The 23,933-nt window shown below is 38.5% G+C and carries 23 protein-coding genes; 15 read left to right on the forward strand and 8 right to left on the reverse strand.

Features of this window, described 5'->3' with window-relative positions; all coding sequences use genetic code 11:
• Nucleotides 1-18: 18 nt before the first annotated feature.
• Nucleotides 19-567 carry a hypothetical protein gene (locus V3I05_RS07935; protein WP_343353255.1) on the forward strand — a complete coding sequence of 183 codons (549 nt, stop codon included), beginning with the start codon at nt 19-21 and terminating at the stop codon, nt 565-567.
• Here V3I05_RS07935 and V3I05_RS07940 read toward each other — a convergent pair whose 3' ends face one another.
• Nucleotides 568-933 (reverse strand): hypothetical protein, encoded by a 366-nt coding sequence (locus V3I05_RS07940; RefSeq protein ID WP_343353257.1) that lies wholly within the window; start codon nt 931-933, stop codon nt 568-570. It lies immediately after the preceding gene.
• On the reverse strand, nt 875-1,066 hold the full coding sequence (locus V3I05_RS07945; RefSeq protein ID WP_343353258.1) for a hypothetical protein: 192 nt from the start codon (nt 1,064-1,066) through the stop codon (nt 875-877). Before V3I05_RS07945 ends, V3I05_RS07940 begins: the two co-directional genes overlap by 59 nt.
• Nucleotides 1,067-1,170: 104 nt before the next feature.
• Here V3I05_RS07945 and V3I05_RS07950 point away from each other — a divergent pair, with 104 nt between their 5' ends.
• Together V3I05_RS07950 and V3I05_RS07955 are read left to right on the forward strand one after the other, a co-directional pair.
• On the forward strand, nt 1,171-1,416 hold the full coding sequence (locus V3I05_RS07950; protein ID WP_343353259.1) for a hypothetical protein: 246 nt from the start codon (nt 1,171-1,173) through the stop codon (nt 1,414-1,416).
• Complete coding sequence (locus tag V3I05_RS07955; RefSeq protein WP_334085951.1) at nt 1,407-2,336, forward strand: phage late control D family protein; 930 nt, start codon at nt 1,407-1,409, stop codon at nt 2,334-2,336. Before V3I05_RS07950 ends, V3I05_RS07955 begins: the two co-directional genes overlap by 10 nt.
• A gap of 10 nt (nt 2,337-2,346) precedes the next feature.
• Here the strand turns inward: V3I05_RS07955 and V3I05_RS07960 are convergent, their stop codons facing one another.
• A complete protein-coding gene (locus tag V3I05_RS07960; protein ID WP_343353260.1) occupies nt 2,347-2,571 on the reverse strand; it encodes a hypothetical protein in 225 nt (74 codons plus the stop codon).
• A gap of 306 nt (nt 2,572-2,877) precedes the next feature.
• On the opposite strand from V3I05_RS07960, the gene V3I05_RS07965 reads away from it, so the two are divergent.
• Nucleotides 2,878-3,003 carry a hypothetical protein gene (locus tag V3I05_RS07965; RefSeq protein WP_300446159.1) on the forward strand — a complete coding sequence of 42 codons (126 nt, stop codon included), beginning with the start codon at nt 2,878-2,880 and terminating at the stop codon, nt 3,001-3,003.
• Nucleotides 3,004-3,288: a hypothetical protein gene (locus V3I05_RS07970; RefSeq protein ID WP_343353261.1), complete on the forward strand. Its 285-nt coding sequence runs from the start codon at nt 3,004-3,006 to the stop codon at nt 3,286-3,288.
• 48 nt (nt 3,289-3,336) lie between these two features.
• Here V3I05_RS07970 and V3I05_RS07975 read toward each other — a convergent pair whose 3' ends face one another.
• A complete protein-coding gene (locus V3I05_RS07975; RefSeq protein ID WP_300446163.1) occupies nt 3,337-3,828 on the reverse strand; it encodes a hypothetical protein in 492 nt (163 codons plus the stop codon).
• A gap of 42 nt (nt 3,829-3,870) precedes the next feature.
• Nucleotides 3,871-4,455, reverse strand: coding sequence for a hypothetical protein (locus tag V3I05_RS07980; RefSeq protein WP_343353263.1), 585 nt, complete (start codon nt 4,453-4,455; stop codon nt 3,871-3,873).
• Between the two features lie 83 nt (nt 4,456-4,538).
• Here V3I05_RS07980 and V3I05_RS07985 point away from each other — a divergent pair, with 83 nt between their 5' ends.
• The 7 genes from V3I05_RS07985 (at nt 4,539) to V3I05_RS08015 (ending at nt 16,455) form a co-directional block, all read left to right on the forward strand.
• On the forward strand, nt 4,539-6,614 hold the full coding sequence (locus tag V3I05_RS07985; RefSeq protein WP_343353265.1) for a phage tail tape measure protein: 2,076 nt from the start codon (nt 4,539-4,541) through the stop codon (nt 6,612-6,614).
• A gap of 751 nt (nt 6,615-7,365) precedes the next feature.
• Nucleotides 7,366-8,088: a hypothetical protein gene (locus V3I05_RS07990; protein WP_300446169.1), complete on the forward strand. Its 723-nt coding sequence runs from the start codon at nt 7,366-7,368 to the stop codon at nt 8,086-8,088.
• Nucleotides 8,089-8,573: 485 nt separating this feature from the next.
• The gene (metE, locus tag V3I05_RS07995; RefSeq protein WP_295698595.1) at nt 8,574-10,832 is read left to right on the forward strand and encodes a 5-methyltetrahydropteroyltriglutamate--homocysteine S-methyltransferase; all 2,259 of its coding nucleotides are present in this window, start codon (nt 8,574-8,576) and stop codon (nt 10,830-10,832) included.
• A 32-nt stretch (nt 10,833-10,864) separates the two neighbouring features.
• On the forward strand, nt 10,865-11,770 hold the full coding sequence (locus V3I05_RS08000; RefSeq protein WP_300446171.1) for a methylenetetrahydrofolate reductase: 906 nt from the start codon (nt 10,865-10,867) through the stop codon (nt 11,768-11,770).
• A gap of 100 nt (nt 11,771-11,870) precedes the next feature.
• Nucleotides 11,871-12,563: a Bax inhibitor-1/YccA family protein gene (locus tag V3I05_RS08005; RefSeq protein ID WP_343353268.1), complete on the forward strand. Its 693-nt coding sequence runs from the start codon at nt 11,871-11,873 to the stop codon at nt 12,561-12,563.
• A 187-nt stretch (nt 12,564-12,750) separates the two neighbouring features.
• Complete coding sequence (gene serS, locus V3I05_RS08010) at nt 12,751-14,019, forward strand: serine--tRNA ligase (protein ID WP_343353269.1); 1,269 nt, start codon at nt 12,751-12,753, stop codon at nt 14,017-14,019.
• Nucleotides 14,020-14,028: 9 nt separating this feature from the next.
• On the forward strand, nt 14,029-16,455 hold the full coding sequence (locus tag V3I05_RS08015; RefSeq protein WP_300446175.1) for a tetratricopeptide repeat protein: 2,427 nt from the start codon (nt 14,029-14,031) through the stop codon (nt 16,453-16,455).
• Nucleotides 16,456-16,475: 20 nt separating this feature from the next.
• Here the strand turns inward: V3I05_RS08015 and V3I05_RS08020 are convergent, their stop codons facing one another.
• Nucleotides 16,476-17,513 (reverse strand): ABC transporter substrate-binding protein, encoded by a 1,038-nt coding sequence (locus V3I05_RS08020; RefSeq protein ID WP_300742420.1) that lies wholly within the window; start codon nt 17,511-17,513, stop codon nt 16,476-16,478.
• Nucleotides 17,510-18,994, reverse strand: a complete 1,485-nt coding sequence (locus V3I05_RS08025; RefSeq protein WP_343353270.1) for a hypothetical protein — start codon at nt 18,992-18,994, stop codon at nt 17,510-17,512. Before V3I05_RS08025 ends, V3I05_RS08020 begins: the two co-directional genes overlap by 4 nt.
• Before the next feature lie 111 nt (nt 18,995-19,105).
• On the opposite strand from V3I05_RS08025, the gene V3I05_RS08030 reads away from it, so the two are divergent.
• Genes V3I05_RS08030 through V3I05_RS08040 form a run of 3 tightly spaced genes read left to right on the forward strand, consistent with a single transcriptional unit; the run spans nt 19,106 to nt 23,083 of the window.
• On the forward strand, nt 19,106-21,307 hold the full coding sequence (locus V3I05_RS08030) for a TonB-dependent receptor (RefSeq protein WP_343353272.1): 2,202 nt from the start codon (nt 19,106-19,108) through the stop codon (nt 21,305-21,307).
• Entirely contained in the window at nt 21,307-22,296 is a 990-nt protein-coding gene (locus V3I05_RS08035; protein WP_343353273.1) for an iron ABC transporter permease, read from the forward strand. The genes V3I05_RS08030 and V3I05_RS08035 overlap by 1 nt, the downstream gene beginning before the upstream one ends.
• A gap of 4 nt (nt 22,297-22,300) precedes the next feature.
• Nucleotides 22,301-23,083 carry an ABC transporter ATP-binding protein gene (locus V3I05_RS08040; RefSeq protein WP_343353275.1) on the forward strand — a complete coding sequence of 261 codons (783 nt, stop codon included), beginning with the start codon at nt 22,301-22,303 and terminating at the stop codon, nt 23,081-23,083.
• An 85-nt stretch (nt 23,084-23,168) separates the two neighbouring features.
• Here V3I05_RS08040 and V3I05_RS08045 read toward each other — a convergent pair whose 3' ends face one another.
• Nucleotides 23,169-23,930, reverse strand: coding sequence for a hypothetical protein (locus V3I05_RS08045; RefSeq protein ID WP_343353276.1), 762 nt, complete (start codon nt 23,928-23,930; stop codon nt 23,169-23,171).
• Nucleotides 23,931-23,933 lie beyond the last annotated feature (3 nt).

Raw genomic sequence — 23,933 nt, forward strand, 5'->3', positions numbered from 1 at the left:
AAGATTTAGGGTTTTTCAATGAAGCAATGGCAAAAAGATATTCATACATTCACAAGAAATGCACTTAATCGCACTATTACTCGATGTGCTAAAGCGCAAAGAGAATTAATTAAACAAGACTACGACTTGCCTCATAAAAAAATACGCAATCTTACTAAAATATCCAAAGCCAATAAAAACAAGCTAGAAGCAAGTATTCTTACTTCTAAAACTAAGCTCTCTATCAATAATTTTAAACGATTCCAAAATAAAACAGGGGTTAGGGTAAAAGTAGCTAAAGGCAAGGAAGTATTTTTCAAAGGAGCATTCTTAGGGGCAAGGAAAGGCACAAGTAAGGCAGAGCAAAAACGCAATAGTGGCTTTATGGCAATCAAGAATCCTAACCAAAACAATGGATTTGAAACTCACAAAGCCACGATTTATTCATATAAAAATACCAAAACCCCAAGAGCTACCTCGCTTTATTATCTTAAGACAAAAGAATTTAGCCTTATAGCTAAAAGCAAGACAAAGGCATTACAAAAACAAGCCTTAGAGATTTTTAAAAGAGAATTAGCAAAGGAGTAATCAATCCTTTTTACTTTGCTTTTTAAAAAATAATTGCAATATAGGAAATATAGCACTTGCAGCAAGTATGATAAGTCCATATATTTGTTTGTCATTAGCTACAAGGTAGATTCCCCCACCAACAAGAATAAGAGATAATGAATAAGTCCCAAACCAACCCAAATAATTCATATTATGTCTCGTGTGTAAATCCTCCTCTGCCATCTTTAGAATCCTATCGGGGAATGAAGAGTCTATATCTTTGTAACCGCTCAATATTTGAGGCGGGGGAATAGGACCTTCAAATGAAGCTCTCGCTTGAAGTACTTTATGACTTTTTTCTTTGGGCTCTTGTTGATTGTCTATTTTCTCTATCTTTTTTTGCATACATTGCCTTTGTTATACTCTCCCCCACACAATTCCAAGATTGCTTGATATTATCCTGTGCATTTGGATTGTATAGAGCATTAAAATCAAATACCTTGCCACTACCCTCTAGTAAATATGATAAATATCTCATAGCTACACCTCTCTTTGCAGGTATTTTAACACATTTTTATTAAAGAATCTCAAATGCGCTACAATACTCTCTAATATGTTTCAATTTATTCTTTAAGGAAATCAATGCAAGTTTCTCAAACCTACCTCGCTATATCTGGCGATAGACTAGATTCCATTTATGCACAACACTATAAAGATATAAAATTGTGTAATAGCTATAAGAGTGGGTATAATGCCTTTATATTGGCAAATAAACACTTACTTACTGATAAAGATTTTAATGGAGTATGTAAGGGAGGTGAAGTCATTTATCTTCCTCATCTTACAATAGAACAAAATCCCGAAGTGGTGCTAGGAATATGGGAATAGAACAATACATTGCCCCGCACTTTGCGCTCACACACAAAGGTAGCACAAAACATCAAATGAAAATCCTATCCTTAAGCTATATGGATTATGAAAAAGATAATGTAGATATGCTTAGCCTTACCCTTGCCCCAAATTCTAAACTCCCTAGCTTTGGTGATAGAATCGAACTCCTCTTAGGAAGGAATAGCCTTAATTTTATGGGGGCATTTTATGTAAGTAGTATTAAGGAATCTTACTTACACCACTACACCATAGAAGCTACGAGTATTGATTACACCAAAGAGTTTAAAATCCTCAAAAGTCGCAGTTTTGAAAACCTCTCCTATGCACAAATCCTCCAATCAGTTGCAAGAGAAAATAACCTCAAAACCAAGCTTGATTTTAAGTATAAAGATTCAATTACCTATATTGAACAAATCGATGAGAGCGATTCAGCTCTATGCAAAAGATTAGCCGATGAGCTTGATTGTAGCTTTAGCGTAAAAAACGATACGCTTATATTCATTGATAGGGATAAAAGATTTGATAGGCGCGTTTATAACATCAATGCAGCAGATACTCTAAGCTTAGAGATAGAGCATTTCGCACAAATGCACTATAAAAGCGTAGAGCTTACCTATCAAGATGAGAGTGGTAACACGCGCAATGTTAAAGTCGGCAAAGGTGTGCCAATTTACAAAATGAGTAGAGAAGCAAAAGATGATAATCACGCCTTACAAATGGCTACGACAAGATTACAAATGCTTAATGCTAAAAAGCTAAAGGGTAGTCTTAGTGCCATAGGCAGAGTGCTTTTTGCAGGAGGATATTTAGCACTTACAAAAGATAATACCACAAGCACACACATCATTACACAAGTAACGCACACTTTAGATTCTAAAGCTTGGAATATGAGTTTAGAATTTGAAAGTGAGCGGTAGCTATATGTTTTTATGCCTCATCTTTATCTTTTAAATAGGGTCTTATTGATTTAGCGACATCATCTAAAGTTTTAGCTTTAGCGTAATTCTCTAGCCACGAATCTACCCAAATAGGAGTTTGCTCCTTTTGTTTCCAATTCATTAGCGTTTGATAGGGCATTCCCACAATAGCGGTAAATTCTTTTTTAGAGAGTCCTAACTGCTCTAATTTTTGCTCAAACTCTGTATTTTGCATCAAGTAATACCTCTTTTAATTATTATAGTTATAAATATAACAAAATATAACTAAAATAATTATAAAAGTTTTGAAAAGTCTTGACAAAATGATTAAAATAATATATAATTATAGCATAAATTAACTAAATTAGTTAATTTAAATCCAACGAAAGGAGATAGGACAAAATGAAAGGATTAGTAACTGCAGTGCTAATTTTAAAGATTATCTATTTGATAATCAAAATCTTAGAAGCCTTGTAGCTTCTCCCCTCTTAAAGAGGGGATTCAAATTGTCCTATTGAGATTCTACCATAAAGGAGTAAAAATGGAAATAGTAGGTTATATTTTAGACATCACAGAGGTGCTTATCATCGTAGGGCTTGTGCTTTGGGTAGATAGACTGCAAAAGCGCATAGAGAAGCTAGAATCTAAAACAGAAAAGGAGGCGTAAATGAGCACTACACATAAGTTAAAGCCCTTAGAAGAGCTTGGCATAGATTCTAGGTTTCTTATTGATGAGTTAGAAAATTTTAAACAACGAAATGAGGAGATTCATTTCTTACTCTCTTTGATAATCACTGAATATGAAGAGAGTATGCCTGAAGATAGCTTTAGCTATATCCCTCATCTTGAGGGTATAGTCTCGCTCTTAGAAGCGCAAAAGTTTGTTATGTATAGCTTTCAAAAATACATAGAGAGTGGCGATATAAAGGATATGCAAAGCTTAATGGTGTGAGTTGTTGCTCTATTGATAGGCAAGGATTGGCATCAAAGATTGGGAGTGCTACACCAGCACCCCGCTAATGCTAAATTCCTTTGTATGATATACGACATTCCTTCGTGAATCCATAAGCCAATCCTTAGTCTTAGAGCTAAATTTATCAATGATAATTTTACGCAAAGTATTAGATTCTAATGTAGAGAAGTTTAAAGGCACACGCTTTTTAATTTTATCCACAAACCCATTAAAATGCTCCAAGTACTCAACAAAAACCTTTGCTTCAAAGCTTATCCTCTCCTCATTCCCACCAAGTCTAAGATAGTAGTTTTGTGAAAGTGTTTCTACCTTAGAGATACCAAGACTTAGCTCATAATCAAGGGATTCTATATTACTAAAGGGTGTAAAAATAAACTTATCAATCTTAATGATTTTCTCATTCTCTTTAGGAGAGATACTTTTAAGCGGTGTTTGAAGAGCTTGTTTTTCTAAGTCGTTGAGGTATTCAAATTGTGCCCTATTTTGCCTAGCTCTACTTAGATGTATAATATTTATCATTGCCTTGCCTTTTTATTGCAATGATAGCGTTTTTAAGCCCCCTCAAATCTGTATATGAGCCTTTATATATGAACGCAAGATAAAATGTATTCTTATCACTCCTGCTAATGCACATATAAGTCCATAAATCCCCACAGGAGTGCTCAAAAATATAAACCCTACAATCCCCATTACAAACCCCCAAAAACTCACCCAAAAAGGAATAAAAAGGGGTTTTGGGTCTATCTCTTGCATAGCTTTTTCATAGAGACATAGCTTTTTATACATTGCCACTCTCTCTACTTTTATGTGCTTCTTATGCGCTCCTACCTCACCCACTGCGAGATTACCACGCATTAGTCTTTTAAAAATGCGATACATTCTCCTAGTGATATATCTTAATATACAAAATGTCCAATACACGATATAGGCTGCCAAAAGCACAACTTCAGGGATTGTAACCACCATAACGCACACACACAAAGTAAGCAAAATAGCACCAGCAACTATAAAGAATCCCATCTCTTCCATTGCCTCATTCCCACTAAGAAGTGCGTAGATAAATATCATTGTTCCTATCGCCCAAGCTACACAGAATGTAAAGGTAATAAGATTTGTAATCTTTTCACCCATTGCAGAGATACCCATAGAATTCCTTTGGTAGTGTATTTTATCATCTACTTGCGTTTTAAAAATCTTATAATGCTAGATTATACCACAAAAGGACTTTTATGCAAACGCAAATTTCTTTAAAGCTTATCCCTGAATTGAGCCAATTAAGTAAAGCTATTGATAAAATCACCAAAGATACAAGCGAGGGCTTAAGCAAAGCCATAAATGCCCCCTTAGACAAACTCAAGGATAAGTTTAAAATAGAATCCAACATAGGCAAGACATTACAAGGACCTAAATTGCCTACTCAAAGCATTAAGGAGATGCAAACGAAATTAAAAGAAGCAATGAGAGTAAAACTAGACTTGGATTTAAGTGCAGCGAATGCAAAAATAGATTCTATGCGTTATCAAATACTTGGCACATACGCTACTTTTAAGGGTATGGTAAGTAAGCCTATTTCAGTGGCTATGGAGTTTGAAAGCTCAATGGCAGATGTGAAAAAGGTAGTAGATTTTGCAAGTAAAGAGGAATTAAAGGGTTTTGAAAAAGAGATTTGGGAACTCACAAAAACAATCCCACTCGCAGCTAAAGATTTAACCGCAATCGTGGCAAGTGGAGGGCAATTAGGATTAGAAAAAAATATACTTATCCCTTTTACTGATGTCGTGGCAAAAATGAGCACTGCCTTTGATATGAATACCAGTGAGGCAGGAGATACCATAGCGGGATTAATGAAAAAAATGGGTATAGGCATTGATGAGGTCAAAGAATTAGGCGATGCTATTAACTATATCGGGGCAAAGAGTGCGGGAAGCCCTAGAGAAGTAGTAGCAATCTTAGGGCGTATAGGTGGTATGGCAAAGACTATCGGTTTAAGTAGCGAACAAACAGCAGGACTTGCAGGAGCATTTGCTAATATGAAGATTCCAGCCGACCAAGCAGGGACTGCTATCAATAAAATGTTAAGCGTATTAGGCAATGCCGATGGTGGCACAGCACGATTTCAGAGTGCATTAGAAAAAATAGGCTTAAGCGGGGAGGAGCTAAAAGAAATAATGAATGATAATCCATTGCAAGGCTTAACTCAAGTGCTAAAATCAATAGGAAATGTAGAGCAAAGTGAAAAAATAGGCATTCTTAAAAATATGTTTGGAGAGGAAGCGGGACCAAAAATAGCACAAATTACAGAAAATATGGGAGAGTTTGATAAGATTTTAGCCCTTGTGGCAAATAAAGAGAATTATTTAGGCTCTATGCAAAAAGAATTTGATGAGGTGAGTAATACCACAGCTAATGCAATACAGCTAATGCAAAATAGCCTCACTCGAATAGCTAATGCAGTGGGAAGTGTATTTTTACCCCCACTTGCAAGTGCTATGAAAAGTATCGCCTCTGTATCAAGCGAAATAGCGATTTGGCTTGAACGATTTCCTGCAATAACAATGGCAATAGGAGCAATAGTTGGCTCTCTTTTTGCCTTAAAAATAGCTTTTATTGCTGTAAAGTCTGCAAGTGCTTTATGGACACTATTCACTTATCCTTTAACAAAATCTCTTATCGCTTTAAGATTTACTACCATAGGTAATACCTTATCCCTTGCACGACATCGCATTGCTCTTATATATTCCACCATAGCTACAAAAGCTTATACTCTAGCTACCTTTGGGGCAAATCTCACCACAAAAGCGTGGGGTATAAGCACTGCATTGTTTGCTAAAGTCTTTAAGGTGAGTATGTGGAGTGTGAAAGGAGCACTCATCTCAACAGGAATAGGGGCTTTGATAGTAGGTATAGGCTTAGCGATAAGCTATGTTTTAGAGAATTGGGAAAGTATCGCACCTAAGCTCGTAGCTGTATGGGAATGGATAAAAGAGGCAATATCCCCAGTCGTGCAATGGTTTGAAGAAGTATTTGGCTTTATTGCCAAAGGTATTGATAAGATTCTAAGCGGCGCAAGGGCAGTTACTGATTTTTTGGGGATTACAGATTCAGAAGATTCTATGTCAAGCATAAATACACAGGGCTTAGTCGATAGCACACTTGCCACGCAAACACAAAATGCCCAAAGCTTCTATAACTCCACACAAAGCAGACAGATTAATGATAACAAAACCATTTATATCACCACAAGTGCTAATGCAAATGATGTGGCAAAGGCAATTACAGATTATAGTTATAGCTATGCAGATTGATAAGACATAATGCTTATAGAAATTTTAGAATATGCGGGGACAGATTGGGGACATAATAAAGTTTAAAGCGTGTATATCGTGGTTTGTTAAGAAAAATATTGAATCCCTTCCTCTCTGCCATAGATTTAACTTTCAAACCTTAAATTATCACTTACTAAGTTTCCATCTTTGCTTATTTTTATTTTTCTATAAGATTAAGGTAAGTACAAGCGCACAAGCATTTTAGGTGAATACTTATTTTCCTCTACAAAAAGAATTTTTTGTTGCTCTCAATTATGGATATTTTGTGGTTTCTCCTTGCATATTCATATCTTATCCAAAAACTTTCCCTTTCCACAGAAAAGTCCCTTTTTTTTCTTTATTATGGAAGTTTTATCTTCTTAATTTTCCCTTCCAGTCTCCCTCATATAAAAGAGAGCCGTAGATTTTGCGGCTTAGGCTTTTCTACCCCCCCCCCCTTTTTTTTTCTTAGCTAAGAGAGGGAAATAGAGAATCTAATCTTCATAAATTTAAGGAGGTGAAAATTCTGTTGTTGAGGGCTTATAGGGTGGAAATTGTTTTGTAAAAAGTATCACTTATATTAATTTATATTATTTTAAAATATAATATAATTCAAAATAATATTCAATAATCTCACTAAAAATGTATAAAATAGTATATAAAATAATATAAATGACAATAAAATGTAAAAAAATTGATTTAAAAAAAAATGATACAATGTTCTTTCCATTCTAAAAAAAAGGAGTAAAAAATGAAGGATTGGTTAAAAATAGGTTTGCTGTTGCTTTGCTGCTTACATACAGCGGCATTAGCTAATGAGGAGGATGAAAAAAGCGAGAGTGGGAATGAAAAATCTCAATGGACAGATTATCAAAAGGCAAAAGAAATCATCAAAAAGCACCAAGAATCCATCAATAAAAAGAGTACAGATGAAAAAACAGGATTTCTTGTGGGTGTAAGTCTTGGAGGAGGATTACCTTATAGCAATAGCACAACAGGAAGTAGCGATAGTATTAGTTCGTTTGCTGCAACTGCAGGGCTTATGGGAGGTTATCAAAAGTTCCTTAGCCCGCAATCAGGATTTCGCGCTTATCTTAATGTGAATTCAGGCAATGGATTTGCTTCAAGTAAGGGTGCTAATGCTGAACTCGCCACACAAACTTTCATCTTAGTTGGTTTAAACATTGATGCTATGGTAGGTATGAGCATTGGAGAAGATAAAACAAGTAGTCTTGGTTTGATCGGTGGGCTTGGATATGCTGTGCTTATGTATAAAGACAATTTTTCTGGACAAGATGGTATAAAAACTGGTCCATTAATTAATGCGGGAGTGTTTTTAAGTGTAGGTAAACATCGCTTTGAAGTCCTTGCCAAAATATTGCCTATAGATTATACTAATGTGCAAACTGATGCAGGTGCTAACACATCTTTCACAAATGTTTTAGGCACATTGGGTTATTCGTATGTATTCTAGCTTAGTTTTTAATTATCGCGCTGTTATATTGCCACGGCGCGTATTCCTCTTCGTGGGGAGTGGGCAATATAAATGATTGTAAGCCCCCCCCCGCTTTTTTACATTATGCTTTAATACTCGTAGTAGGCTTGACCTACACACTATTTATTTCAACTACCCTTGCCGTTGCTAAGGATTTGTTCGATAAAACTTTACTTGATAAAGAAAATAGCAGCTTAGCTACAACAGTGTAGAAAATAAATTCTATACTTTGGATATCTCCATATTGACTTTGCAATGTTTTGTCATTTTTTGCTTTCAAACGCAAAATTTAAATTACATATTGTAATGCTACTTTTTGTATCCTACTTTAGAATCCCTATTTTTAGGTATATAGATGTATTTACAAGCAATAAAAGCCGTAAATCTATAAACAAAAAATTTAAATTACATATTGTATTTATAAATTTTTGGTAAAAATACAAAAAAATTCAAAAAGGAGTTATATGAGTAGCATTTTAGGATTCCCACGTATTGGGAAAAATAGAGAGTTAAAAAAGGCGTTGGAGAGCTTTTGGGGCGGGAAGTGTAGTCAGCAGGAATTAGATTCAGTAGCAAAAACACTCCGTGCTAAGCATTGGGAGCTGCAAAAAGGGCTTGATTATGTGTGTGTAAATGATTTTAGCTTTTATGATAATGTATTGGATTTAGCCTATGCGCTTGGGTGCAAACCAGCGAGATTTAAGCACTTAAGCGGTTTAGAGGGGTATTTTGCGATGGCGCGAGGACATAAAGATGGCGTGGCTTGTGAAATGACAAAATGGTTTAACACAAACTATCATTATGTTGTGCCAGAGCTTAGCATTGATGATGAGTATAAAGCCGATGCGACTAGCATTATCGCGCAATACAAAGAAGCAAAGGCATTGGGCTATAATCCAAAGATTCAGCTCATTGGCGTTTTCACATTTTTTGCTTTGAGTAAGATTATCAAGGGCGAGCCACAAGCGGTATTTAAAAAGTTAAAAAGCGCGTATTTTGACTTAATTGAGCAAATTGCCACGCTTGATTCACAAGTTTTGGTGGAATTTAGTGAGCCTATTTTTGTTAAAGGCTTTAATGCGGGTATCTTTGGCTTGGAGTGTTCTCAAGGGGGAAGTGCGATTGAGTGTATGTATAATAACATCACGCAAAAGGGCATTAAGGCGGTTGTAAGCACATTTTTTGAGCATAGCAACGAGCTAACTGAGATTCTGCTAAAAACCAATATCTATGGCATAGGGCTTGACTTTATCGCAGGAGCAAAGAATATAGAGAGTTTAGAATCTATTGCTAAAAGCGATAAGGTGCTGTATGCGGGGGTGATTGATGGGCGCAATATTTGGGTGGCAGATTTAGAATCTAAACTTGCCCTTTTAGATTCTATAAGCCGCATTGTCCCTAAGGAGCGTATCGTGGTGAGTGCGTCTTGCTCACTCTTACATGTGCCTTTTAGCAAAGAGGGCGAGGATAAGATAGAGGCAGAGATTCTCTCTTGGCTTAGCTTTGCGTGTGAGAAAATACAAGAAATCTGCGTTTTAGAGAATGCCTTTAAGGGCGGGAATGAGGAGGCATTTTTGCAAGAAAATAAGCGCATTAACCTCTTGCGTAAAAATTCTACTAAAACCAATAACGCGGCTATCCGTCAACGTGTAAAAAACTACACACAAAAGCAACGCAAAGAATCTTTTGCAGAGCGCATTAAGATTCAAAAAGCGCATTTTAACTTCCCTATTTTGCCTACTACGACTATTGGCTCATTCCCTCAAACAAGTGAGATTCGCACATTGCGTCAAGGATATAAAAAAGGTGAAATCACTAAGGCACAATATGAGGAGGGCATAAAAACTTATATCAAGGATTGTGTGAAATTCCAAGAGGAGATAGGCATTGATGTACTTGTGCACGGAGAGCCAGAGCGCAATGATATGGTGGAATACTTTGGTGAGCAGCTAGATGGCTTTACATTTAGTGCTAATGCGTGGGTGCAAAGCTATGGAAGCCGCTGCGTGAAGCCACCTATCATTTTTGGGGATATTCATCGTCCTAAACCTATGACAATTGATTGGATAAGCTTTGCTCAAAGCCTCACAAGCAAGGTAATGAAGGGTATGCTCACAGGTCCTGTTACGATTCTTAACTGGAGTTTTGTGCGCGATGATCTGCCACGAAGTGAAGTATGTGAGCAAATCGCGCTTTGTATCGCTGATGAGATTGATGATTTGCAAAAAGCAGGGATTAAAATCATACAAGTTGATGAGGCGGCGTTTAAAGAAGGCTATCCTTTGAGAGGGGAAAATATCAAAGCATACGAGGATTGGGCGCTAGAGTGTTTTAAAACCTCTACTGCCATAGCAGCGGCAGAAACGCAGATTCACACGCATATGTGTTATAGCGATTTTAATGATATTATTAAAACCATTGAAGCCCTTGATGCTGATGTGATAAGTATTGAGACAGCGCGAAGTGGCAATAAACTCCTTAGAATCTTTAAAGAGGTGGGCTATACACACGAAGTAGGACCGGGCGTATATGATATACACAGCCCTAGAATCCCAAGTGTCGTAGAGCTAGAGGCGCAAATCAAAGCCTTGCTTGAAGTGCTACCTAAAGAGCAATTATGGGTAAATCCCGATTGCGGGCTTAAGACAAGAAAATGGGAGGAAGTTAAGCCTAGCTTAGCTAATATCGTTGAAGCCGTGAAAAAAGTGCGCTCTAGCTTGTAGAATCCGCTTTTGAAACACAGCAAGGGGCAGAGATGAATGTAGAATCTGTGATAGAAAAGATTCAATCTAGGCAGTCTTTTTTAAGCTTAGAAATCTCGCCAAGTCTAAGTGCTAGGCTTGGCACGCAGCTTATAGAGCAGCTGCAAGACACGCAAGGTGTTGATGCCTTTGTTTGCACAGATTCGCCTCTAGCGCGATTGAAGCCGTCATCGATTCTAAGCTCTATCAAATTACAGCAAAAATTTAATAAGGTAGTCATCTGCACGCTTTCTATGCGTGATAGGAACTCTATTGCCCTTTGCGGCGATCTTTTAGCCGCTAATGAATTTGGTTTGCGCACCTTTCTAACACTCACGGGCGATAATATTAAGCTTGGGGATTGTGCGGAGGCAAAGGGGGTATTTGAGGATAATGCCTTGAAGCTTGGCTCTATCATCGATGGGCTAAATGCAGGTAAAGCGATAAATGGCAAAATGCTCAAAGAGAGCGTAGATAGAATCTATAATTTTCAAGTCATCAACGCCTATGCAAATAATCCTCAAAGTCTTATTAATAAGATTCACAAAAAGCTAAACGCTTCTCAAGTTTATGCGCTTTTTACCCAACCGGTATATTCACTAGAGGCAGCGGAGTTTCTGCTCACACATTTAGAAAGGTATAACGCACAGCAAGGCACTGCTTGTGCGCTCATACTTGGATTTTTTCCGGTGATGAGCTACAAGGGGGCAATTTTTTTGCGTGATAAATTGCCCGGGGTGTATATTCCTAATGAATGGGTGCAAAAGCTTGAAAAGGCGCATAATGTGGGTGTAGAGGAGGAGAAAAAGGTAGGCTTAGACATTTCTTTAAATCTCTTTAATGCACTAAAAACTCTACATAATAAATTCCACTTTATGAGTGCTAAACCGAGTTTGTTTAAGGCGTTTGTGCGAGGTTGAGGTATAAAACAAGGCAATTTAGAAGTTTGTCATTTATCTTTTAGGCTATTAGCAAAAATGTGGCATAATGCGCCATTCATTTTTAACAAAAGGAGAAATGATGGGACTTTATGACAGAAATTATATGAGCAATACACACGCTTCAGCAGAGAGTGTTGCCGCTCAGGATAGTGCATTGGTAAGGTTTGTGAAAACAACTTACATCTTTTTTGCTGCAAGTTTGTTTTTTGCGTTTATTGGGGCGATGGTAGGTTTTATGAATCTTCAAATGGTGTTTGAAAATCGTATGGTTATTTTCATCGCTGAAATCGCAGCTCTCTTTGGCTTGATGTTTTCTCGCTCTAAACCGGGCTTAAACATCGCTATGCTCTTTATCTTTACAACACTTACAGGTTTGGCTATTACGCCTCTTGTAGCTATGGTAGCACTCAAGGCAGGCGCAGGTGCGGTGGCTATGGCATTTGCGATGAGTACTATCATATTTGGTGTGATGAGCATTTTTGGTATCAAAACACGCAAAGATTTGGCTAATATGGGTAAAATGCTTTTTATTGCATTAATCGTTGTTGCCGTTTGCTCAATCGTTAATATTTTCTTTGGCAGCTCTATGTTTCAAGTGCTTATCTCAAGCGCGGCAGCGATACTCTTTAGCGTATATGTTGCTTATGATACACAAAATATTATCCGTGGTTTATACACAAGCCCTGTTGATGCGGCTATCAGCTTGTATCTTGATTTCTATAATATTTTTGTATCTTTACTTTCACTCATTGGTCTTACCAATAGAGATTAAATATACTGGGAGAATTCTCCCAGTATAGCGCTTCCTCTCTTCTTTTTCTTAAGCTTAGCTATAAACTCTCGATAATACTTACTTTATTATATAAGGTGCTTTATATATCCCTTTGGGAATAAAAAATGCTTTTTGACTACCATATGTGATAGATTAAAAGTGATGAATTTGTAAGCAAAGGAAAGCTATGATTGATACAAAGGCGTTGGTGAATGATTTTGAAGTAATTAGTCAAAAGCTTAGTATTAAAAAAGTAAGCAAAGAATTGCTCAATGAGCTAAAAAATATTACTATTGAGTATAAAACCTGCAAACAAGAGCTTGAGAATCTCCAAGCCTTTCAAAATAAAACCTCCAAACTCTTTGGCACATATAAAAGAGAGCAAAAAGATGTAAGTGAGCTAAAAGCAGCCCTTGATAGTAATAAAATTGCCATCAGCGAAAGAGAATCCACGCTTAACGCCATAGAGGCAAAACTGCAAGATTTTCTCTACACTATCCCTAATTTGCCTGATAGTGCCACTCCTATGGGAGAAGATGAAAATGATAATGTAGAGTTAAGACGCATTCTTACTCCTAAGAGCTTTGACTTTACTCCTAAAGAGCATTGGGAGCTAGGCGCGGCGAATGGTTGGATAGATTTTGAATCTGGTGTGAAACTTGCTAAAAGCCGCTTTTCCGTGCTGCGAGGTATGGGAGCTAGGCTCAATCGAGCGTTGATTAATTTTATGCTAGACTATAATGAAAAAGCCGGATTTGAATCTGTGGTAACGCCTGTGATTGTCAATGCCCGAGCACTCTTTGGCACAGGGCAGTTGCCTAAGTTTGAAAACGATATGTTTAAGGTGGATTCTCAATTTGACGATGAGGAGAGTGAAAATGATTTGTATCTCATCTCCACAGCGGAAATCACGCTTGCCAATCTCTACCAAGATAGCATTATCCCAAGTGAGAATCTCCCTATTATGCTTACTGCGCATACGCCCTGCTTTCGCAAAGAGGCGGGAAGCGCGGGACGTGACACAAGGGGTATGATAAGGCAGCATCAATTTGATAAGGTAGAGCTTGTAGCTATCACGCACCCTAGCCAAAGTGAAGCAATGCAGGAAAAAATGGTGCAAACAGCAGGTGGGATTTTAAGTGCGCTTCATCTCCCTTATCGCTTAGTACAGCTTTGTGGCGGGGATTTGGGTTTTAGCGCGAGTAATACGATTGATATTGAAGTGTGGCTACCCGGGCAAAATTGCTATCGTGAGATTAGCTCTATTTCAAATACGCGGGATTTTCAAGCAAGGAGGGCAAAGATTCGCTATAAAGAAAATGGTAAAAATGCCCTCGCACATACGCTTAATGGCTCATCTTTAGCCGTTGGGCGCACTCTCATTGCGATTATGGAAAATTATCAACAAGCTGATGGGAGTATTGCTATCCCTGAAGTGTTGCAAAAGTATCTCTAGGGGTATGTTATGGCAGATGAAGTAATCAATCTTGATGATGGGACAGAAAACAATAATGCCCCAGATTCTAATGCCAATGACCCAGCCCAAGCAAAAGCTACAGGCTTACTTACAAACTTAAACACGAAATTTCAGCCATTTATTGATGAGATAAAAAATAATAAAATAATGCTGTTTGGGCTTATTGCTATTGGGGCGTTGGTAGTTATTCTTCTTATTTTACTCATCGTTTTGATACTCGTAAGTTCACCTAAGAAAGCCCAAGATGTAGAGAATATCTCACGCAAGATTATTCAGCCAGCACCTATCCTTAGTGAGCAAAAGCGTCCCGAAGTCGATGGAGCGGAACTAGGCAATATGATTAAAAAGGCAAATATTCTCTATGAGCAGGGTGATAAGCTAGAGGCATTGCATTTGTTTGAAAATATTGCTGTGTATTCACAATCTATTGCATATTATAACCTAGGTGTGATTAAGCTTAAAGAGGGGGATTATCAGCAGGCTATTCGTTCATTTGATGGGGCTATTCACGTGGGAGAAGACATTAGCGTGAGCGCCTTTAATGCGGCATATAGCGCATATATGCTTGGTAATATGAATTTGTATGAATATTATTTAGGCATTAGCTCAAGCTATTTGTTCTATGTGGCTAATCAACCCCTTTACTCCTATTTGTATGGCTTATTGGAATATTACAAAGGATTCTATTTTGAATCCCTCTCACCCTTTTTGAACCCAAGCAGCAAAAGTTATGTAAATGAGAGTAAAAAGATGGCTGCAGAGGTATTTTTGATTTTTGGTGATGAGTATAATGCCCTTGCTCAACTCAAGCAAGTAGCGAATAAAGATGATAATTTTGCTATTGCACTTTTACACGCGCGACTTGGGGAATACACTCAAGCGCGGCAATATCTCTATGAGTATCTTGCCTCACACGCAGGCGATCCACAGGCGTTAATGGCATTGCAGCTTATTGAACTCAAAAACAATAATTACAAAGAGAGCGCACTCATTTTGGATAGATTAAATGCAAAAGAGGAAGACGCAAAGGTGTTTGATGTCTATCCTATTAAGGTAAAGTTACGCGATGATTTGTTTGATATTAATCTCGCTCAAGAGAATTTTTGGAATCGTCGCTTTGAGCATAATAAAATCCTAGGTTATAAGATTTTGTTTTATTATGCGCCCTTTTTGGTTTTTGATGCGCAAAAGGCACTTGATATTATAGATGATGGAAATCTTAATGCTCACGCAAATAATATTCAAAATGCTAAAAGCACATTGCAAGAGGGGCAGAAAGTCTCACAGATTAATCGCTCAATTGCTCAAGATTTACGCACGTTAGCGCTACGGCAAGATATACGTCAAAGCCTCAAATCTATGGAATCTTCGCTCAAAACCTATCCTAATCACTCTGTTTTGCATTATAATGTGGGGCTGCTCTATGCACAAATGAGTGATTTTGACAATGCATATTTGCATTTTATTCGTGCTTATCATTTGGATTCAAATAATCTTATCGCGGGGATTTTTGCACTTATGTGTGCAGAGCTTACTTATAGAGATACCACGCGCTTAAGTCATTCAATCTCTAGCGATTTAGCAGATATGGCAGATATGAACGTTACTAATAAAGTTGAATATCAATTTTTGCTCTCCCTCTTTCGCTATACAAGCGATTCACCCCTTGATTCGCTTGATTGGCTTAGTGATTTGCAAAAGCAAGCCCCCTATGAGCGCAAACCTATCTATTACGCACTTCAGGCAGTTTATGGTATTTATGCTATGAATGAAAAGCAGGTGGTGGGTGCGTTTGAATATTTGAAAAGAATCTATACAAATGATGTTGTGGCGAATACAATGTATGAGCTAGGTAAGCGATTTCGTGTAAATCTTAAAGATGTCGCATTGCAAATGAATGCAATATATAAGGAAAAAAAATTAGATATGCGCTCTATTTATTATGGACCCTCGCTTGCAAGGGAGCTTTATATTTATGTCGGATTTGTAACAGGCTCTTTACACTCTGTCCAAGAAGAATTAGAAGCAAAGGTTATAGCAGAGACACAAACGAGTAATGGTATTTTGCAGGCTTTGGGCTTATCTTATATTTATAGTAATGATTTTGAAAAAGCCTTTGCGATTTATAACTCATTGCTTGACGATTTACACGAAGTAGATTCTCAAACGCGCTTTTTAGCTGCTATCGCTGCAATGGGGGCAAATCGCCACGAGAATGCTGTAGCATTGTTGCAACTTGCTAAGATAGAATCTGCTACGAATTTTGAGGCACGTTATGCTTTGGGCTTACTCTATCAAGAGGGTAAAAATATGAAGGCTGCTGTGCAGCATTATGATAAGATAGCCAATAGTAATTTTGAATCCGAGTTTTTTGATTTTGAGATTGATACGAGTAATTTGCTTCAATCTCCATAATTTCTATACTTATGAGGAGACTATTTTATCTCCCCAGCAGCCTTTTTAGGCGTGAATATGGCTTCTGCTTGCCTTTGTGTAAGCGAGATGGCAAAAATATCTTTATAAAATTGCTGCGTTTGGGCTAAAAGTGCCTTGTTATCTGCATATTGCGGGTAATTATGCTGATAGAGCCATAATAAAACAATAGGCAAATCTAAGCTAGGAGCAAAGGGACGATAAGAGCCAAGAGGGAATTTATACACCCTTTTATTCTGCACTGCAAGAAGTGGCTGCCAGAGGGGATTATTAAGCAAATCACTTGGCAAAAGTGTATTAAAATTATTAAGATAGATAATATCAGGATTAAGCCTATATGCCTCTTCAAGCGTCATTTTCACAATGCCCTTATCCTGCAAAACATTTTCCGCTCCGCTATTTTGCAACAAAGAGTTAGCGAAGATTCCACCCGCTGAAAACGATTGATAATTATCAAAATGATGAATGATTAAGGCTCTAGGCTTGTTTTTTTCTCCTTGTAATGCCTCATCAAGCCGCTTTTGAATCCCCTGCGTATAGTCTAAAAATCGTCCCGCCACCTCCTCCTTGTCTAAAATAGGCGCAAGAAGCGTGAGCCAACCTTTAATGCTTTGATATGAGTCATATCCCCACGCGCTCACACTTACCTCTATGGTGGGAATCCCACTTTTTTTCATCGCTTGACATAGCTTTGTGTTTGCATTATGGCAGATAAACAAATCAGGCTTTAAGAGCAATAGCTCCTCTATATTTTCATTCTCTCCATCTTTGATATGCGCGATTTGGGGGAAAAGCTCTAGCATAAAGGACGCTTTTAGCGCGTTTTTACTTGCCTTTGGCATATACACAATGCTTTTAGCACTATGTTCTAAGAGCATAATCACAGAGGGCAGGGGCCACATACCTCCAGCGATGACAATACGTGAGGGCTTTTTAGCGATAGTAGTCTTATAGCCTTTGTCATCTATATGTGTATAGGGATATGCCGCCCACGCACTCGCGCAAAGCATTAAAGCAGCAAGATATGCAATAAACTTCATAGATTCCCTTTTGTGCGTAAAATATCTTCCTCCACCCATTGCATAAAGGCGTCAAAAAACGGCTCTGTTGTAGGCATAAAGCCCTGCCCTAAGTGAAATTCAGGATCAAGTGAAGTGATATATAAGTTTCCCCTAAATGAAGTATCTTTATAGATAATGCTCTCATCAAGTTCATTTATGAGAATCTTTTGGGCATTTTGAGGTGGGTAGAATGCCCCGTGGCAATGCCATTTCGCCACACTCACAGGGATTTTGCTAAATAATCCTTGAGTGGTTTTCTCCTCTGTTTTTTCTCCATTGACATCAAGCGCATATAAGGGCATATTCGCCCCATTAATGAGCCACCACCAGAAATTCACTTCATAATCTTTCCATATTACATTAGGCAGATAATCCCCCATAATCTCCCCAAAAGAGATGATATGCCCTCCATTTTGCAGATAGTCTAAAAATTTTTGTTTATGCGGGTTAAGGTATTTTACATTCAATCTTGAAGCAAGGACGATGTAATCAAAATCATTGAAATTGAGTGAATCTAAATGCAAAAAATGACAACGTTTGCTAAAGAAATGCGCGTATTTTGCATTTTTATTACTGAAAAAATACCGATGGAACGAGCCTCCGCCTGTGATAATGGCATTTTTAAGCTCTGGGCGTGAGAGGCTTTGCTTACTTTTATCTGCTTTAAAGTTAAGATAAGATTCTACAGGAATGCGTGATACATCATCGTTATTTGGATATTGTGTTGCCTTTTGCCTTAGGGCTTTGTAGTCCTTTTTTTGCAAGGTTTGCAAAAGCCATTTGAGGAGATTGAGCCCCATTTTTCTTGCTGTGGTGTTATCAAATAGCCCAAAGCTTAGCAAATCCGCATTTGCGGTTAGGAGCATCACGCCATTGGTAGAATCTGCATCGATATAGCCCACACATCGCCCCTCATTATCGCTTAATATCCACTCGATACTATCAGGCAGCTCACTCACATCAAAATACCCACGATTGAAAAAGCCCTTAACGCCCATGCGGTAGTTTATATCATACTTCCTCACACCTTCAAAAATGATATTTGCACTTTGGCTTTTCTCAAACTTCACCACTCGCTTAACGATAGGCATAGCACTTTGTATATAGCCACTGCTATGGGGTAAAATGCGCTCAAAATCGCTCATAAATGACAGCACCACGCCACCAGACTGCAAATAATGTAAAATCTTATCTCTAAAGAGGCTCAAAAAATATTCATCAATCCCCATAGGCAGCACAATAGAGCAAAACTCAAGCAAATTTATATCTTTAAAATCTTCATAGAGATTCACATATTCTAAAATATGCCGATACAAGAAATGCTTACTCAAACTTTGGCTTTTCAAGCTCCCTGTGTCAATATAGGCAATTTTGCCAAAAGCATTGAGTTCTTTATGTTGATAAAAAGCCTCTAATTTGTGGTTTTCCTCTGCATTACAGGAATCTATCATCGTACCCATTTTTTCTCCTTTTGTGTTGTTTTAAGAATCTTGGAAATTCTATTGCGTTTTTTTTTCTTTTTCAATACAATAACCGCTCTTAATTTTAATTTTTACTTAAAAGGACGCATAATGAAAGCCACAATTCCCAATTTTACATATATCTATGCTACTTTACTTTTTTGCACATTTGGTTTTACACAAGAGAATAATATGCAAGATTCAAAAGTCAGTAATGAGAATGAAAATATACAAAATGTGAAACTTGAAAAGTCTGTTATCAAGGCGCAAGTCTCTTCAAGTGAGTTGCCACTAGAGTTTCAAAGTAAGCAAATCAGTATTGTTGATAGCAATACATTGCTAGAATCGAGCACGGGTAATATCCAAAGTGTGCTAGAAAATGTCCCGAGCATTTTGTATTCCCGCTCTGGTGGGATTAATGGGCAGATTACATTCCGTGGGCAAAATAGTAATAATCAACGCTCCATCATAATGATTGATGGAGTGCGCTTCTCTGGACGCTCTACTTTAGAGTTTAATACCCTAGATCCTTATGCTTTTGAGAGTATAGAAGTTTTGCGCGGTGCGGCTAGCTCACTTTGGGGGAGTGATGCGCAAAATGGCGTGATTAACTTCCGCTCTCGCACGTCAAATTACAATATCGGGGGCGAGTCTTTCAAAGCCACAGCGAGAATCCGCGCTTTAGAGTATGGTAGTGTGAATAATCTCTTTGGCGGGAGGGCAGAGATATTAGGCGGAGGTGGAGGCTGGGATATGCTTATTGGCTTTGGAGCAAAGACTGCGAGTGATTACAGCACACCCATCACCGAAAATGGCAGCAACAAGGCGAAAAACTCATCTTTTAACTACTATGGCATAGATTTTAACATCGGCTATACAAAGAATGCCACACGTTATTACACACAAGGGCGTATCACAAGGATAGAATCTCATCGCGCAGGAGGTTATGGCGCAGCTCCGGGAAGCTCTTATGGAATCTATATGAGCGAAAATCCTATAAGTGAATATTATCTCCGCATTGGCGCGAAGTCTTATAATCTAAGCTTTGCAGATTCTATGGAGAGTTATTTGTACTATCGCCATTGGGATACGGATATTTGGAATAATCGCAGTGCATTTAATAATGGCGCAAATATCCACCAAAAAGTTTATGATAATAATTATTTTGGCGGAAGGCTTATCTATAATAGTGTGATAGGGAAGCATAGTCTCGCTTATGGCGTGGAGTTTGAAAGTGCTATCTCACCCACACAAGTGCGACAGATTAATCTTGGGAGCGGTGCTGCCAATACGACCAATCGTCCCAGCACCAGCACAGACTTTGCCATCTTTGCAAAAGATGATTATAGCGCGACAAATAATTGGATACTCTCTGCCTCTTTGCGCGGGGATTATGTGCTAAGCACTATTTCCAAAACCCGCTCAAGCACGGAAAATACACAGATTGCAGGAGGGAACAATCAAGCTAGTTATATAGAATCCGCAAAACTCTTAGATGAAAATAGCATTATCCACAATGGCGCAATCACAGGTGCGCTTGGCTCTGTGCTATTTTTTAATGATTATGTGAGCAATGTGATCAATATCTCGCATAATTTCAAAGCCCCAGCCGCAGGCACTCGTATGCAAACCACTCCCGGAGGCAACTCTTCGCTTACATTAGCAAATCCGCTCATTAAACCAGAGTATTCACAAAGCGCGGAATTTGGCTTTAGAATCCAAAGTGATAATCACTTTGTCTCATTAATAGGATTCTTTACTTACTATCAAGATATGCTGACCCTTAGCACCTATCAAAATGCTAACATTACAAATGTTACAAATTTGTATCGCTATGAGAATGTGGGACGAGCATATATCACCGGAGCGGAGCTAGAGGGCAGACATAGCTTTTTTGATGATGTGTTTGTGATACGTTATGCAGGAGCGTATAACTATGGGCAAAATATCACTGATAAAAAGCCTATTGCCTATCTTGCACCACTTTATGGGCAGGTTTCTTTTGATTTAAACTTCCGCAAATGGCATTTACACTGGACGCAAAGAGCCTATGGAACAAAAACGCGCATAGATGTGGGTGAAGAGCGCAAGACTACGGCTTATACGATGAGTGATATCTATGTGGGATTAAAGCTAGGGGGCTTTAGCGCGAGGGCGCAAGATATGGAGCTTTTAGTAGGGGTGAGTAATCTCTTTGATAGTATAGGCCGCAATCCTGTGGTGGTGCAAAGCATAAATCATAATATCGCGCTTACCAATCCGCTTGTTGAGCCCGGTAGAAATGTATTTGTGAAATATATTTGGAATTACTAATGAATCTTGTTAAGCCTTTGGTGTTATATAGTGGCTGGATTCTTATTATTGCGCTTGTGGGGAGTTTTTGCTTAAGTGTGGGGCGATATAATATCTCCCTTATTGATGTGCTATATTGCCTTGTAGGACAAGGCGATGAGACACAGAGTAATATTATCTTCTCCTTTCGTCTGCCTCGCATTATTTTAGCCATTGTCATAGGAGCGGGGCTTAGTGCGGCGGGAGTGGCATTTCAAAGTCTGTTTAGGAATCCTCTAGCCACGCCTGATATTTTGGGCGTTACAAGCGGAGTGAGCTTTGGCGCGGTGCTTGGGCTGCTGCTAGGGTTAAGTATAGGCTATATTAGCTTTGTAGGCTTTATCTTTGGCTTAGCTTCTTTAGCCTTAGTCGTGCTGATAGGCTATAACAAAAATATGCCCTATGAAACTACAAGTATGATTCTAAGCGGGATTATCATCGGCGCGTTGTTTCAAAGCTTGATTGGCATTTGCAAATATGTAGCTGACCCGCAGGATACTTTGCCTAGCATTACTTATTGGCTTTTAGGCTCATTAGATACTTCGCTAGATACGTATGTGATATGGAGTTTAGTGGGTATTATGCTGGGGATAGGCGTAATTTTTATCTTGCGCTGGAAGCTTAATCTCTTAATGCTGCAAGATGATGAGGCGATTTCTCTAGGTGTGAATCTACCTCTCTTGCGCGTTTTAAGCATATTTGCAAGCACGATGATTGTTGCCTGTGCGATTAGTGTATGTGGTGTGATAGGCTGGGTAGGGCTGCTTGTGCCACATATCGCAAGGCTTATAGTAGGCAATGATACAAGCAAGATTGTGCCTTTGAGTTTGTTTATAGGGGCGTTATTTTTAGTCGTGGTGGATACATTCTCGCGCACGATGTCTGCTTCACAGATTCCCATCTCTATCCTTACTTCGCTTTTTGGTGCGCCATTTTTTATCTACATCTTGCGTAAAAGTAAAAGGAGCTAATAATATGCTTAGGATTGATAATGCCTCATTTTATAGAATCTACAAGGGCAAAAAGCAGGAGATTCTAAGAAACATTAACTGCACTCTGCAGGAGGGAGAGGTGTTAAGCATTCTAGGGCGCAATGGTGCGGGAAAGACGACATTGCTCAAATGTATGGTAGGGCTGCTCAAATGGAGCGCGGGGGAAAGTCTGCTTATGGGTAAGGCTTTAGGGCATTATACACACAAGGAGATGTGGAAGATTATCTCCTATGTGCCACAGGCAAAGACTTATAGCTTTGACATGAAAGTGCTTGATATGGTGGCTCTTGGGTGTAATCCTTTTGTGGGTATTAAGCCTAAGGCAAAGCACTTTGAAGATTCTCTAGCGATGTTAGATGAGCTGAAGCTATCTCATTTAGCGCAAAAGTGGTGCCTAGCCTTAAGTGGCGGAGAGCTGCAAATGGTGCTTTTCGCCCGTGCGTTAGTCAAAAAGCCTCGCGTATTGATTTTAGATGAGCCTGAATCTAACCTTGATTTTTTCAATCAAAAGACAATATGCGATACTCTCAAGCAATGCTCCCAAAATGGCGTAAGCGTGATTTTAAACACACATTTTCCCTCTCACGCGCGATTTCTCTCACATAAGGCAATTTTACTCCACAAAATCGATGATAGCTTTCATAGCTCTACAAATGCGACCTTTGGAGACGCAAAAGCAATTTTAAGCGAATCTGCTCTAAGTACCCTATATAATGTGCGCCTCCACTTAAGCCCACAGCAAGATGAATATGTGTTAAGAATCTAGTGTGGATTATAATCTTTGGAATCTTGTAAAATTTAAGGCAGGATGGGTAAGAGAAAGTGAATTAAACTCTTATCCTTGGAGGATATTAGCGGAAGAGATTTTCAAGCACCATACCGCACTCTAGCATAAGTGCATAATCCTTACTTGCGGGTTGTGTAAGAGAAGAGGAATGTATATAGGACTTATTATTGAGTAATGTGCCATTAAGACGCACATAAAAATCTGTCCTCTTACTATAAGGGCTACTACGTTTGAAGAGTAGCCCAATAGAAGCGTCGATTCTATAGCTTCCATCAAGGCTAGGTGCCATAGATTCAAAGTCTTCACCCATATAACGTCTAGCAACAAATGGAGCTATGCCTAAATTTGCCTCAAATGCTAAACGCTCTGTAAGAGTGGTGCGATTAAATAGAGAAGGACATACAGATACATAGCCCGCTGTAAATCCTCCCTTTTCATACTGGTTAAAACGATAGCCCTCAATTCGTGGTGCAAGATAAATAAAAAAGAGCCTATCTCTCTCGCCAAGTTTTAACCCAATATGTGCTGCCACAGAGCTAAAGAAATAGGCTTTACTCTCTTTGTGAGTGCTAGAGTCGGCATAAGATGTAAAGATAGGACGTGTAAAACCCACTAGAGTATCAACAGCCAAATACAATCTTTGCCAATGATATCCAGAATATATAGAAAGATAAGCACCTGTGTTGTGCGCTTGAGACAATGGAGTTTTAAGGCTGCTATAATGTGCACCTATACCTAGGCGGTCATCATCATAATAACTTGTATTGCAGGTGTAGGCAAGAGCATTGCCTACAAGAAGCAAGAAGACAAAAAGGGTTTTACCCATAGC

The sequence above is a fragment of the Helicobacter mastomyrinus genome (assembly GCF_039555295.1).
GTDB classification, from domain to species: Bacteria; Campylobacterota; Campylobacteria; order Campylobacterales; family Helicobacteraceae; genus Helicobacter_C; species Helicobacter_C mastomyrinus.